The following is a 13,941-nucleotide window of genomic DNA, read 5'->3' as shown; positions in this document are numbered from 1 at the left end:
CCCCCCGTCGTGTCCAGAGCCCCTCCCAGAGCGGCCCCTCGACCTCAGAAGACGCTGGACCACTCGCATGGTCAGAAGACGGCCCACTCGCATTCTCGAAAGCCGGCCCTACTGCACAACTGGCCGGATCGCCGGACTGATCCACAGTTCCCACATCGGTGGGTGCCGGACGGGCTCCGAGTCCTGAGGCTGGGGGAATGCCACGACGCCGCGCAACGCTTCCCCAGGGCCTTCCAACGTACTTCTCCGCGTCCCGCGCACGACAACGGGGACTCGTTCGCAAGCAGATCAATGGCCCCCTCGCGGTCATCGTCAGCCAGGGGATCCGGATGCGGAGGCTCGATGCCCCAGACCAGTGGCATCTGGCCTCGGTTCTCCAGGACATCCATCCAGACGGGGTGTTCAGTCACCTGAGCGCCGCCGACATGTGGGGCATGTGGTTGCCCTGGAAGGATTCCGGCCACAACCCCATTCACCTGTCCAAGACCCGCCAGTCCGGAGGAAGCCCCCGGCGTAAGGGGGTCCAGGGACACGTCCTGCCCGCGGCCGCCGTGATCAGAACCATCAACGGGCTCCGAGTGACGGCGCCCGCATGGACGTGGTTCGACCTGGCCGGCACGCATCTGTCCGACGAGAATCTGATCGCCGACGGCGACAGCCTTCTACAACGCCACGATGGTCCGAGCGGTCAGGGCCAACCAGGGATGCATCCGCTCTCGACGGTCGATGAGCTCCGCCGCACCGCAGAGCAACGGCCGGGCATCCGGGGCATCCAACGCGCCCGGGCCGCAGTGGACCGGCTTCGGCCCGGAGTCGACTCCCGCCCGGAAAGCGTCCTCCGGCAGCGGATGGTCCAGGACGGCTTTCCCGACCCGACCGTCAATCCGCAGATCCGACTGGCAGAAGGCACCATCATGCGCCCCGACCTCGCGTGGACCCACCTCAAGATCTGCATCCAGTACGAAGGCGATCACCACCGTACGGACAAGGATCAATTCCGTCGTGACACCGGCCGGGACCGGGCCATGCAGAGCGACGGGTGGATCGTTCTCCGGGTCACGGGCGAGGTGTTCACGGAAATCGGGTGGGCACAATTTGTGCAGGATCTGAAGCTCGCACTGGCGGGTCGCGCCTGATGTGGAGCGTCACCTGGTCGCCCGAAACACGTCACCCATCGAGTAGGGAGGGCTTGCAGAATTGACCGGTGAGGTTCTCGACAAGCCCTCCCTACTCGATCTGGGGTGCCCCCGGACCACGCAAGATGGGGCCGGATGGCGGCCCCACTCAACCGGGGCCGGCAGCCTCAGTTGCCGTCGAGGCCGCCGCCGGGGCCCTCATCCGGACCGCGCCGACGCGGCGTCTCCTCGCCGGACCCTGTGCCGGACTCCGCGTCGACCTCATCGGTCCCTTCGACCCCCTCGGCTTGGGCGGCCTTCTCCTTGCGCTCGGCGAACGCGGCCTCACCCGGGCCGGCGAACTCACGGTTGCGCTCCACCGCGCTGATGGAACCGGTGAACACGGAGGAGTCCTCGCTGGACTTCGTCAACGGGGTCGAGCCGGTGACCGCCGCAGTGGCGCCGGTGACCGCCGACTGCTGCCCCGTCCCCGCCTCGATCCACGGCAACGGGCTGGTGGGGGTCCGAGGCTGCTGGCCCGTCCCGGCGCCGGTGCCGGGCGCGGTACCGGCGCCGGCCGCGGAACCGGCCGGGCCGGCGTCGTGCCCTTGCCCCTGTCCTTGCCCTTGTCCCTGCCCTTGATCCTGCAAGGAGCCGGTGGTGCCGGGCGCGCTCGTGGCGTCCCCGGCTTCTCCGTTTGCTCCGGCCTCTCCAGCTTCCTCGCCCGCTGCCGGAACCGCACCGACGGCCGCGAGGGGCGGGGCTTCGGCGAAGCGCTGGGCGTAGATGGCCTCAGGGTGCTCGCTGCGCAGGTAGGTGACGAGGTCCTCGCGCACCAGGCACCGCAGGTCCCACAGGTCGCCGGCGTTGCGGGCGGAGACCGCCACCCAGAGCTTCATGGTGCCGTTCAAGGCCTCACTGACCTGGATGGAGCTGTCCTTGCCGTCCCAGAGTTCGGTGGACTCCAGCAGTGCCTTGAGGCGCTCGCGGGCGGCGTTCACCGGCGCCCTCCAGTCCACGTCGATCTCCACGGTCCCGGACAGGGCGGAGCCGGTGCGCGTCCAGTTCTCGAACGGGGTCGTGGTGAAGTGGCTGGAGGGGTAGATCACCCGGCGGCCGTCCCAGATCTTCACCACCACGTAGGACAGGGTGATGTCCTCGATGGTCCCGTAGACCCCGTCCGCGATCACCACGTCGCCCACCCGGATCGCGTCCGTGAAGGCGAGCTGGATCCCGGCGAAGACGTTGGTCAGGGTGGACTGCACGGCGAGGCCGGCCACCACGGAGATCACGCCGGCCGAGGCCAGCAGCCCGGCGCCGACCGCACGGACCTGCGGGATGGTCAGCAGGATGACGGAGACGGCGATCACGATGATCGCAGCCTGGATCACCCGCCGCAGCAGCACGGTCTGGGTGCGGATCTTGCGGTCGCGGCGGTCGTCCACGCTCTCGGAGGCGTACTTGCCGAGCAGCCGCTCCTCAACGATCTGCACCACCCGCAGCGCCAGCCAGGCCAGCGAACCCACGATCCCGGCCATCAGCAGGAAGTTCACCCCGGTGAACCACGGGTAACCGGAGGCGGTCAGGCCCAGGGCGATGCGGACCGCCAGCAGCACGACCACGGCGAGCACCGGGACGCGGCACTTGGCGACCTGGCCGCGCATCCCGGGCTTGCGGCGCAGCACGGTGTTCAGCAGCAACCAGGCGACCACCACCACGGCCACCGCGATCGCCACGGAGATCGCCACGGTGGACAGGATGCCCCAGAACGGGCCGAGCGAGTCCACCGCGCCCTCGGCGCCCTCCCGGACGCTGTCCTGGACGTTCTCCTGGGCCGGACCGGGGGTTCCGGTGGGATCGGCGGTCGACTCCGCTGCACCCCCCGCGGCGGTCAGGACGGCGGGCCACTCGGCAAGGGGGGACGGACTGAGCATGTGGCCCAGTCTGACATCCCGTGCTGGCGCGATCCTCAACAGGGGCAGAATGGGCACTGAACCTGCTGAACCTGCTGAACCCCTCAAGATCTCAGGAGCCACTCCCATGCCTGCCCTGCTTGCCACCACGGACCTGCGCGGCCGAGACTACGATCCGGCCACCGTGCTGCCACGCGCTGAGGTCGACGTGGCCGCCGCCGTCCCCCGGGTGCTGCCGATCCTCGATCGGGTCCGCACCGAGGGCGCCACCGCCGTGCTGGATTTAGGCGAGCAGTTCGACGGCATCCGCCCACCGTCCCTGCGGGTGCCGGCCGCGCGGATCACCGAGGCGCTCGAGACCTTGGACCCGGCCGTCCGGGCCTCCCTCGAGGAGTCCATCACCCGCGCCCGCACCGTCCACGCCGCCCAGTTCCCTTCCGGGTCCGAGGTCGAGCTCGCCGAGGGTGCCGTGGTGGAGAACCGCTGGGTCCCGGTGAACCGGGTGGGCCTGTATGTGCCCGGCGGCCGCGCCGTCTACCCCTCCTCCGTGGTGATGAACGTGGTCCCGGCCCAGGCCGCGGGGGTGCCGTCCCTGGCCGTGGCCTCCCCGCCGCAGAAGGACTTCGGCGGCCTGCCGCACCCCGCGATCCTGGCCGCCTGCGCCCTGCTCGGCGTGGACGAGGTCTACGCGGCGGGCGGCGCCCAGGCGGTGGCCATGTTCGCCTACGGCGTGGCGGACGACGCCGGCGCCCCGGTGTGTGCCCCCGTGGACATGGTCACGGGGCCGGGCAACATCTTCGTGGCGGCCGCCAAGCGCGCCCTGCTCGGGACCATCGGCATCGACGCCGAGGCCGGACCCACCGAGATCGCGGTCCTGGCCGACGGCACGGCCGACGCCCGCTGGGTGGCCGCGGACCTGATCAGCCAGGCCGAGCACGATCCGATGGCCGGCTCCGTGTTGATCACCACCTCCCCCGAGCTGGCCCGCGACGTGACCGCGCAGATCGAGGCACAGGTGCCCGGCTCCTTCCATGAGGAGCAGATCCGCCAGGCCCTGGGCGGCCCCCAGTCCGGGATCCTGCTGGTGGACACCCTGGACGAGGCGCTGGCCGTGGCCGACGCCTACGCCGCCGAACACCTCGAGGTCCACACCGTGGATGCGCTGGCCACCGCCCGGCGGGTGCGCAACGCCGGCGCCGTGTTCGTGGGCCCGTATTCCCCGGTGCCTCTGGGCGACTACTCCTCCGGCTCCAACCACGTGCTGCCCACCGGTGGCTCCGCCCGGTACTCCTCCGGGCTGAACACCGTGAGCTTCCTGCGCCTGCAACAGCTGATCCGTTACACGGAGACCGGCCTGAAGGACCTGGACGCCAACATCGCCTCCCTCTCCACGGCGGAAGGCCTGCCCGCCCACGGCGAGGCAGTCTCCCTGCGCTTCCGCTGAGACTCCTCCTGAGGTCATGGACATCATGCAGGTCACAGGGGTTCATAGTTCGAGAAACCCTTTGACCGTCAGGGCCGGGCGTCGTTAGTCTGGACACAGAATCACGAGTTCCCGCTGTTACAGCCCTGGCTTGCGGGACGGCAACCCTCTTCACGCAGTAGTGGGGTGCTCCAGGTGAGGATTCGGCCTCCCGGACGTCCCGGCAGGCAAGTACCGCGTTTCTGCTGGTGCCGTTCGGAGTACTCTCCGTGGGTGCCGTCGAGTAGATCCGCCTTCGAATGGAGGACCGAACATGACCGCTCTGGCTACCCACGAACTGCACTCGACCCCCGCCCTGGACCGTGACCTCAATCGCGAGCTGTCCACCGAGACCTTGCGCACCGCCTTCTCCCACTTCCCCTCCGGCGTGGCAGCGCTGGCCGGTGTGGCCCACGGCGTCAAGGAGGGGCTCGTGGCCTCGTCCTTCACCGTCGGGGTCTCCCTCGAGCCGGCGCTGGTGTCTGTGGCCGTGCAGAACACCTCCCGGACCTGGCCGCGGCTGAAGCAGGCAGAACGCATCGGGATCTCCATCCTCGGCGAGGGCCAGACCAGCGTGTGCCGCCAGCTGGCCGCCAAGGAGGGAGACCGCTTCGCCGGACTGGACGTCCGCTCCACGGATCACGGTGCCCTGCTCCTGAACGGTGCGGCCCTGTGGCTGGACACCACCGTCTATGCCGAACTGCCGGCCGGGGACCACACCATGGTCCTGCTGGAGGTCCACGGCGTGCACGACCACTCCTCCGAGCACGAGCCGATCGTGTTCCACCGCTCCGCGTTCCGCAACCTGCGCACCGCCGAAGGCAATCAGTAGGGAAACCAGTAGGGCAACCAGTAACGGGAGGTAGGCTTCACGTCCATGCCACCACCCACCCCTCCCGCCCAGGTCCGTCTGGACGCCTGGCTCTGGGGCGTGCGCATGTACAAGACCCGCTCGGCGGCCACCGCCGCCTGCCGGGCGGGGCACGTCCGGCTGAACGGGCAACCCACCAAGGCCTCCCAGGCCGTGCGGCCCGGGGACACCATCCGCCTGCGCCAGCCCGGCCGGGAACGCATCCTCGAGGTTACCGGCCTGCTGGCCAAACGCGTCGGCGCCCCGGAGGCCGTCCGTCATTACATCGACCACTCCCCGGAGCCCGTCCCCCGCGAGCTGATGGCCGTGCCGCGCCGGGACCGCGGGGCCGGACGCCCCACCAAGCGGGAGCGCCGGCAGCTGGACCAGCTGCGGCGGCGTACCGAGCTCGACCCGGGCTGAACCCCTGGCGACGTGCGGCGTCCGGCCGACTAGGGTGAATCCATGAAATTTCGATACCTCGGCAACAGCGGACTCAAGATCTCAGAGATCATCTACGGCAACTGGCTCACCCACGGCTCCCAGGTGGAGAACGAGACGGCACACGCCTGCGTGAAGGAGGCCCTGAACCAGGGCATCACGAGTTTCGACACGGCGGATGTCTACGCCAACACCAAGGCTGAGTCCGTCCTGGGCGAGGCCCTGCAGGGTCAGCGCCGCGAGTCGCTCGAGGTCTTCACCAAGGTCTACTGGCCCACCGGGCCCCAGGGCCACAATGACACCGGGCTCTCCCGTAAGCACATCATGGAGTCCATCAACGGCTCGCTGCAGCGGCTCCAGATGGACTATGTGGACCTCTACCAGGCCCACCGCTATGACGTGGAGACGCCGCTGGAGGAGACCATGCAGGCCTTCGCGGACATCGTCCGCGCCGGCAAGGCCCTGTACATCGGGGTCTCCGAGTGGCCCGCGGACAAGATCCGGGAAGCCCACGCCATGGCGTCCCAGCTCGGCTTCCAGCTCATCTCGAGCCAGCCGCAGTACTCCATGCTGTGGCGGGTCATCGAGTCAGAGGTCATCCCGGCCTGCGAGGACCTCGGGCTCTCCCAGATCGTCTGGTCCCCCATGGCCGGCGGCATCCTCACCGGCAAGTATCTGCCCGGCCAGCAGCCTCCCGAGGGCTCCCGCGGTGCGGACACCGAGGGCGGCGCCCGCACCATGGCCAGCCGGATGTCCGATGAGGTGCTCACCGCAGTGCAGAAGCTGCGTCCGATCGCTGACGGACTCGGGGCCACCATGGGCCAGCTCGCCATCGCCTGGGTCCTTGCCAACCCGAACGTCGCCGGCGCCCTCGTCGGAGCCTCCCGGCCGGAACAGATCGCCGAGAACGTGAAAGCCTTGGACCTCACCCTGGATGACGTCACCCTGCGCGCCATCGACGCCGCGATCGGGCACATCGTCACGGACGACCCCTCCCTGGTCTCCGTCCCGGAGACACGCGTGGCCTGACCAGCCCCAGATTGTGATCACGCCGTGATCTGGACATCCTGAAGTATCACGGTATGATCACAGTCAGCCGGTGTTGCCCGTTCCGCTGGACGGAGCGGGCAACACGGGGTCAAGCGCCATCAGGGGGGGCTGAGCATGACCACAAGGGCACGGCATACTGCTGACCTTCCCCGTCCGCGCCATGCCCTCACGGGCCTCGGCCGCGGTCTGACGGCCGCCTCCGGAGTCCTGCTGCTCATGACCGGCCCGGTGGGCCCTGCCGCAGCGGACACCCTGCCCAGCCCCAGCGGATCCCCCTCAGCCACAGCCACGCAACCCGTGGCCCCCTCGCCCTCCACCTCCCCCAGCGGCAACGCCCCGCCCGAGTTCCTCCAATGCCCCGGGATCATCGTCCAGGCGGGCGTCCCGGAGTCGATCGGCTTCCAGGTCACGGATCCCGACGGCGACCGGATCACCCTCACGGCTGCGGGCTCCTCGTCGGGTGCCGAGACCGCGGTCACCGGCCACACCCTGACCTACACGGCCCCGCCGGGCTTCGCCGGCCACGACTTCATCGAGGTCACCGCGGACGACGGCCAGGGCGGAGTGGCCGTCTGCGACCTGTCCATCCGGGTGGAGGCACAGCCGGATCCCACCCCCACCCCGACCCCCACGAGTCCCAGCCCCACCACCTCGCCGAGCCCCACGCCCACGGATACACCGACGGAGCAGCCCACGACGCCGGCCCCCTCGCCCACCAGGACCACCCCGGCTCCCAGCCAGGAGCCGACCTCCGGGCCGGCCCCCACGGCCGAGCCGACCCCGGCCCCGTCCACCCCTGGTTCCACGGATCCCACGGAGGTGCCGACCGGCGGGAACACCGGCGGCGCCAACGGCGACGGTGAGAACGGTGGCACCAGCGGCAGAAACGGCAACGGCGACGGCGGTTCGGGGACGGCCCCCGGCACCCCGGGCGGCAACACCTCCGGTCCCGCGGACGGTTCGGGCGGTGGCGCCGGGTCGCCGGACGGGACAGCGCCCTCCGGGTCGGCACCGCAGGCTGACACCGCCACCCAGCGACTACGGGACCTGACGCGTGAGACCACGGTCTCGTGTTCGCTGCAGGCCGTTCAGGACGCCCGTACGCTCATCCAGGGCATCTCTGCCGGGATGGCCTCACACCCCGGCGGTGGGAGCTTCCCCGAGGGCGGCGCCGGCGAGCAGGACGGCACGGCCCCACAGGATCAAGACGCCGGCAGCACCCCGGCGGCGGCCACTGACCGGACCGCGGTGGTCACCGGCTCCTCCATCTGGCTGTTCGCCGGCGTGGGCGTCCTGATGCTGGTGCTCATCGGCCTCGCCGCAGCCGCCCTACCCCGCGCGGGCCACCGGGACTAGGCTGGCCGGACGATGCGGTCGCTGGGACGGAACGCCGCCCCGTGGGCCGCCCGACATCGAGGAGGTTCGCGTTGAGCCGGTACGAGGACGAACTGGAACAGCAATTCATCGAGGAACCGGAGAACGACCTGGAGCAGCCGGCCGACGGCCGTGACGGCACCACGGACATCGGCTCCTCCGACGACCCGGACACCCTGGACGCCATCGACCCACTGCGCCGGGACACCTTCCTGTTGGACGGGGACCAGGACTACAACGGCGTCCCGGACTACCAGGAGGGCAAAGCCGAGGCGAGTACGGACGAGGATATCCCGGACGAGGACTCGGAATGGGACGGCCTCGAGGACGACGAGGACAGCGGCAACGACGACGCCGACCGCTGAGCCCCCTAGGCGCACCATCCGCACAGCCCGCACCACCCGCGCCGCGGAGACCTCGCTGAGGCCCTGAGGCCTGAGGCCTGAGAACCTCTACCTCCGGCGCCCGGACACCAGCCGTTCGGCGCCGGAGGCCGCCAGGATCAGGCAGGCGCACCAGATGCCGCCGGCCGGGCCGAGGGGTGCCGCCACCAGGCCGGCCACCACGGGCATCACCACCTGCCCCACGCGGTTTCCGACCAGGCGGACCGCCAGCGCCGGGCCGCGCCACGGGACCGGCACGGCCTGGGAGACGAGTGACATGGTCAGCGGTTGGCCGATCCCGAGGGCGAGCCCGCCCACGGCCATCAGGCTCAGTGCGAGCCAGGAGGCGCCCCACACCTGCAGCACCGGCGGCACGAAGCCCAACGCCACGGCGGTCGCCAGCAGGGACACCAACACCAGCCCGTGGCGGGACCACCGCCGGGACATCCACGGCAGCACGATGCGGGACACGAACGAGGCCCCGCCGCGGACGGACAGCAGGACTCCGACCCCGATCGGCGCGACCCCGGCGGCCTCACCGACGAGCGGCAGGAAAGCCGTCAGGATGTCCAGCATCGCCAGCAGGGCCAAGGAGGCCATCATGTGGGAGGGGATCCCCGGCACGCGCCAGATCCGCAGCATGGTCGGCTTCTCCGAACCCACCCCGGAGCCCGACGCCGGCCCGGCCCCGGCCGCGGCCGTCTCACCGCGCCGTCCGGTCCGGTGCTCCGGTGCCACCCCGGGCGCCGGCGGGTGCGCGCGGGGCCGCCGGCCGCCGTCGGCCCTCATCAGGTACATCACGGGCACGGCCAGCAGGGAGCAGGCCGCACCCAGCCACAGGGAGGCGTCGATGCGGCCGGCGAAGGCCGTGCTGTGCGACGCCTCGCCCAAGGTGACGTTGCCCAGGATGAGTCCGGAGATCAGCGGCCCGAGCATCTGGCCGACGGAGAAGGCGGCGGTGAACCACCCGAAGGCCGCGTCCATGGTGGCCGGTGTGCTCCGCCGCCCGATGACGGTCTGGCCGGCGATGGTGAAGACCAGGTGGCCCATGCCCAGTACGGCCGAGGAGACCATGATGACGGCGATGCTGCCGCCGAACGCGAGACCCAGGCCGCCCAGGGCCATGACCGCACCGCCGAGCGCGATCATGCCGCGCAGGGTGGGCAGCCGCCCGGTCAGCCGGCCCAGGGCCATGGCGAAGACCAGTGGAAGGATGGCGTAGGCGGCGGTGGCCAGGCCCACCCAGGTCTCCCCGGCCCCCAGGACCAGCAGCTTGTAGCTGGTGACCGGGCGCAGCAGGTTCAGGGCGGTCTGGGTGAGGACCGCTGCGGCAATCATGATCCAGAGCCAGCTCAGATCGCCGCGTTTCGCCATGACCACCAGCGTAGCCCGCGGACTTCCCCCGGCCCGCCGCGCGCACGAGGGCTAGAATCGCCCGGGCACTCCCGGCCCGTGCCGGTGCCTCGCCCGTCCCTGCGCCACCCCGCCAGTCCCCCGCCGCCCCGCTCCTCCGCCCGCCCCGCCCAGAAAGCCGGTCCCCGTCCGTGTCCTCCGCAGTCAGCACACCGCAGCCTCCCTCGCGGCTGTGGAGCCGGAACTTCATCCTGGTCTCCCTGACCAACCTGTTCCAGTCCCTGGTGTTCTACCTGCTGGTCACGGCCATGGCACTGTACGCCGTCAACGAGTTCCAGGCCTCCGAGGTGATGTCCGGGCTCGCGGTCAGCGGATTCGTCCTCGGTTCCGTGCTCGCCCGGCTGTTCACGGGGCAGGCCATGGAGTTCATCGGACGCCGCAGGACCCTGCTGGTGTCCATGGCGCTGTTCCTGGTGGCCTCGGCGCTGTACCTGCTGGTGGACAGCCTCGGGATGCTGATCGTGATCCGGGTGCTGCACGGGGTGACCTTCGGCGCAGCCAGCACGGTGGTGGCGACCGCCGTCCAGGGGATGATCCCGCCGCACCGGCGCAGTGAGGGCACCGGCTGGTTCGGCACCTCCACCACGGTTGCCACGGCCATCGGCCCCCTGCTCGCCTTCCAGCTGACGGACCGTTTCGGCTTCGACTCGCTGTTCATCCTGTGCACCGTGGTCTCCGGAATCGGCCTCGTCGCCGCCTGCCTGGTCCACCTGCCGGCGGCACCGCGCCCGGCCGACGGATCCCGCCCGGGATTCTCGCTGCTGCGGATCGTCGCCCGGTCTGCCGTGCCCGTCTCCCTGATCATCCTGCTGTCCGGATTGGCCTACTCCAGTGTGCTGGCCTTCCTCAACGGCTATGCCCGGGAACAGGGCATCAGCCCCACCTCGGCCAGCCTGTTCTTCGTGGTCTACGCCGTGGTGCTGGTGCTCTCCCGGTTCATCGTGGGGCCGGCCCATGACCGGTACGGGGACAACGCGGTGGTCTTCCCACTGCTGGCCTGCCTGGCGGCGGCGATGGCGGTCCTGGCCCTCTGGCCCGCCCTTCCGGGACTGCTCATCGCGGCCGTCCTGTGCGCCTTCGGCTTCGGTGCCCTGCTGACGTCACTGCAGTCCGTGGCCGCCACCGTGGTGCCGCCGTTCCAGATCGGGGTGGCCACCTCCACGTACTTCCTCATGCTGGACGTGGGCATCGGCCTGGGGCCCATCCTGTTGGGCGCCCTGCTGCCGGCCACCGGATTCTCCGGCATGTACCTGGGGCTCTCCGGCTTCGTGGTCCTGACCATGGGGGTGTACTGGCTGGCCCACGGCCGCCGGGCCCAACACCGCCCGGGCCGCGGTGAGCAGTAGCAGCACGAGGATCACGATGAGCACCGCCTCGGCCGCGATGTAGACGTAGTGGGTGCCGGAGCCGCCCCCGAAGTCCCCGGCCAGCACGGCGTCCGTCCGCCGGTTCAGGAAGGGCTTGATCACGGCCATCTTGACCACGAGCACGGCGGTGGCGGCCCAGCTGAGCAGCCACAGCCGGCTCCGGCCGGGCCGGCCCAGACTCCGCCAGAGGGCCGCCAGCAACACCACGGCCAGCACCACCTCCACCAGGTTCATGGCCATGAACACCCGGCGGCCGATGCCCAGCCCGAGCGGGATGGTGATGCCCGGCGCCGTGAATTTCAGCGGCGCCTCGATCAGCGAGATGCCGATGACCAGTCCCAGCCACACGGCCGGGACCACCATCAGCAGGGCCCGCGCCCCCAGAGGACCGCCGGCGGGTGCGGCGTCCGCCCAGCGGGTGGTGCGGTGGGCGGGATCGTGGGGGCCGGCGTCGGGAAGGTCCATGCTTCGATGCTAGGCGTGCGGGGCGCCCGGCGCTGCAGCGCGGACCACGTTCAGGCGATGGGGCGGCGGGCCGTGCGGACCATGACCACCGCGAGGGCCAGCAGCACGGCGTAGGTCACTCCGACCAGGATCCATCCGAGGACGAAGCCGCCGGTCAGCTCGACGATGGCCCCCATGCCGACGGGGCCAACCGCGAAGCCGGCGTACATCCCCATGGTGGTGGTGCCGCTGGCGGCACCGATGCGGGTGGCGTCCACGGCCTGCATGGTTCCGGCGTTGACCACCACGTTGGTACCCAGCACCGTCAGCCCGTGCAGCACCACCCCGGTCCAGAACAGGGCGGGCAGGTCCCAGACGGAGGATGCCGCCATGCTCGCCATGCCCAGCAGCGCCCCGGAGGCGATCATCACCAGCAGGGTGCCCGGCTTCCGGCCGGCGCCCAGCGCACGGCCCCAGTAGACCCGGCTGCACACCCCCACCACGCCGGAGAGCCCGGCGGCCAGTCCGCCGATCAGTAGGCTGTACCCGTGGTCCCGCACCGCGAACAGGGGCAGGTAGACGTTGGTGGCCTGGGTGCCCACGCCGTTGGCGAACGCCACGGCGGTGAACAGCCACACCTGCAGGGGCAGGGAGGCCGTGGCGACGCCCCGGCCACGGCGGAACCGGTCCGTCAGCACCCGGCAGAACTCCGTCCAGTCGGTGGGCTCCTCCGCCGGGATGTGGCGCAGCGACCACCACAGCAGCACCAGGACACCCACGGCGGCCACCACGGCGGCCCCCGACCAACCGGCCCACAGGGCGACGGCGGGGAACATCAGCCCGGCGGCCAGCTGACTGGCCTGGACGCCCGACTGCTTGACCCCGATCCACCCGGACCGTTTGGGGGCGGGGACGGCCGAGTAGATCACGCGATTGGTGGTGGGATTGGCGATGACCTGGGACGGCCCCACGATGATGCAGGCCAGGATGAGGGTCCAGTACGCCGGACCGATCGCGGAGATCAGCAGCGCCACCACGGTGCCGCCGTAGTTGAAGATGAGCTGGCTGCGGATGCTGAGCACGTCCGCCAGCCGGCCGATCACCATGGAGGAGACGGCGGCGCTGATGAACAGCACGGTGACGAGCAGACCGAACTGGCCGGCGGAGACCCCGAGCTCATGGATCAGCAGATCCGAGGTGGCTGAGAGTCCATAGTTCAGCAGCGGTCCCACGCCCATGGCGATGAGCAGCACGGTCAGCAGCGCCGTGCCGGCCCGTGGCGCGGACGGTCTCTGTGCGGGGGCTCCCTCAGTCATTGCGCTCCTCATTCCCGAGTCTGTTGTCCCACCCGGCCGTGGGCGGCAGGGCCACGGCGATGTCCCGGGCCGCCCGCAGCAACTGATCGATGATCACGGATAGTCCCGTGTCCGGGAGCCGTTCGGTGGGGGCGACGACGGCCAGCCCGGCGACCGCCCGGCCGCCAGCCAAGCGGACGGGCACCGCCACGGCAGAGATCCCCGCAGTGCTCTCACCCCGGGACACCGCATAGCCGGCCTGTCGGATCCTAGCGAGCATCCCGCCGAGCTCCGGCATCGTGTCCACGGTGCGATCCGTCAGCTTCTTCAGGCGTGCGCCGAACATACCGGAGACGTCCTCGGGCCCCAGCTCGGCCAGCAGCACCCGCCCGCCCGCCGTGCTGTAGGCCGGCAGCCGGGCCCCGATCCGCGGTGAGGCCCGGAGGATATGGCCGGATTCGATGCCATCCACGAACTCCACCTCCGCCCGCACGAGGATGGACAGGGAGATCGACTCCCCCGTGGCCGCCGCCAGCGATTCCATGGGCCGGTGGGCCGCGTGGCGGATCTCTCTGGTGCCCACCGTCCCGCCGGTCAGGCCGAGCAGTTTTGCCCCTGGCCGGTAGATCCGGGTGTGGGGGTCCTGGACCACATAGTCCCTCGAGGCCAGCGTGCTCAGCAGGCGGTGGGCGCTCGAGGGGGCGATGCCGAGGTCCTCGGCCACCTCTCGCACCCGGACCCCGCCGGCACTCATCACCTGGTCCACCACCGTCAGGGCATGCACCACGGACCGAATCTCGGACATCGGGCAGCTCCTCCTCGTACTTCGTTGCT

12 protein-coding genes and 1 riboswitch are annotated in these 13,941 nt (G+C 70.7%); of the genes, 8 read left to right on the top strand and 4 right to left on the bottom strand.

Translation table 11 applies throughout. From position 1 onward, the window contains the following. Positions 1-197 precede the first annotated feature (197 nt). Positions 198-1,136, top strand: coding sequence for an endonuclease domain-containing protein (locus tag ACSU1G_RS22935; protein WP_439282337.1), 939 nt, complete (start codon positions 198-200; stop codon positions 1,134-1,136). 167 nt (positions 1,137-1,303) lie between these two features. Here the strand turns inward: ACSU1G_RS22935 and ACSU1G_RS22930 are convergent, their stop codons facing one another. After that, on the bottom strand, positions 1,304-3,049 hold the full coding sequence (locus ACSU1G_RS22930) for a mechanosensitive ion channel family protein (RefSeq protein WP_439282336.1): 1,746 nt from the start codon (positions 3,047-3,049) through the stop codon (positions 1,304-1,306). A 115-nt stretch (positions 3,050-3,164) separates the two neighbouring features. Here ACSU1G_RS22930 and hisD point away from each other — a divergent pair, with 115 nt between their 5' ends. The 6 genes from hisD to ACSU1G_RS22900 all read left to right on the top strand — a co-directional run bounded on the left by hisD (position 3,165) and on the right by ACSU1G_RS22900 (position 8,570). After that, positions 3,165-4,472, top strand: a complete 1,308-nt coding sequence (hisD, locus tag ACSU1G_RS22925; RefSeq protein WP_439282344.1) for a histidinol dehydrogenase — start codon at positions 3,165-3,167, stop codon at positions 4,470-4,472. Positions 4,473-4,571: 99 nt separating this feature from the next. Next, positions 4,572-4,691: riboswitch (SAM riboswitch) on the top strand. Between the two features lie 73 nt (positions 4,692-4,764). After that, complete coding sequence (locus ACSU1G_RS22920; protein WP_439282335.1) at positions 4,765-5,322, top strand: flavin reductase family protein; 558 nt, start codon at positions 4,765-4,767, stop codon at positions 5,320-5,322. A gap of 45 nt (positions 5,323-5,367) precedes the next feature. Beyond that, complete coding sequence (locus tag ACSU1G_RS22915) at positions 5,368-5,763, top strand: RNA-binding S4 domain-containing protein (protein ID WP_439282334.1); 396 nt, start codon at positions 5,368-5,370, stop codon at positions 5,761-5,763. A 42-nt stretch (positions 5,764-5,805) separates the two neighbouring features. Further along, complete coding sequence (locus ACSU1G_RS22910; RefSeq protein ID WP_439282333.1) at positions 5,806-6,810, top strand: aldo/keto reductase family protein; 1,005 nt, start codon at positions 5,806-5,808, stop codon at positions 6,808-6,810. A 135-nt stretch (positions 6,811-6,945) separates the two neighbouring features. Beyond that, complete coding sequence (locus ACSU1G_RS22905; RefSeq protein ID WP_439282332.1) at positions 6,946-8,187, top strand: Ig-like domain-containing protein; 1,242 nt, start codon at positions 6,946-6,948, stop codon at positions 8,185-8,187. Between the two features lie 71 nt (positions 8,188-8,258). Next, on the top strand, positions 8,259-8,570 hold the full coding sequence (locus ACSU1G_RS22900; RefSeq protein WP_439282331.1) for a hypothetical protein: 312 nt from the start codon (positions 8,259-8,261) through the stop codon (positions 8,568-8,570). An 87-nt stretch (positions 8,571-8,657) separates the two neighbouring features. Here ACSU1G_RS22900 and ACSU1G_RS22895 read toward each other — a convergent pair whose 3' ends face one another. After that, complete coding sequence (locus tag ACSU1G_RS22895) at positions 8,658-9,962, bottom strand: MFS transporter (RefSeq protein WP_439282330.1); 1,305 nt, start codon at positions 9,960-9,962, stop codon at positions 8,658-8,660. Positions 9,963-10,132: 170 nt separating this feature from the next. On the opposite strand from ACSU1G_RS22895, the gene ACSU1G_RS22890 reads away from it, so the two are divergent. Beyond that, entirely contained in the window at positions 10,133-11,347 is a 1,215-nt protein-coding gene (locus tag ACSU1G_RS22890) for an MFS transporter (protein WP_439282329.1), read from the top strand. 536 nt (positions 11,348-11,883) lie between these two features. Here ACSU1G_RS22890 and ACSU1G_RS22885 read toward each other — a convergent pair. Together ACSU1G_RS22885 and ACSU1G_RS22880 are read right to left on the bottom strand one after the other, a co-directional pair. Continuing rightward, positions 11,884-13,128, bottom strand: a complete 1,245-nt coding sequence (locus ACSU1G_RS22885) for an MFS transporter (RefSeq protein ID WP_439282328.1) — start codon at positions 13,126-13,128, stop codon at positions 11,884-11,886. After that, positions 13,121-13,912 (bottom strand): IclR family transcriptional regulator, encoded by a 792-nt coding sequence (locus ACSU1G_RS22880; RefSeq protein WP_439282327.1) that lies wholly within the window; start codon positions 13,910-13,912, stop codon positions 13,121-13,123. Before ACSU1G_RS22880 ends, ACSU1G_RS22885 begins: the two co-directional genes overlap by 8 nt. Positions 13,913-13,941 lie beyond the last annotated feature (29 nt).

The sequence above is a fragment of the Microbacterium sp. A93 genome (assembly GCF_051842835.1).
Note: the sequence above shows the minus strand (reverse complement) of the source record. Positions and strands in the feature narration are given on the sequence as shown.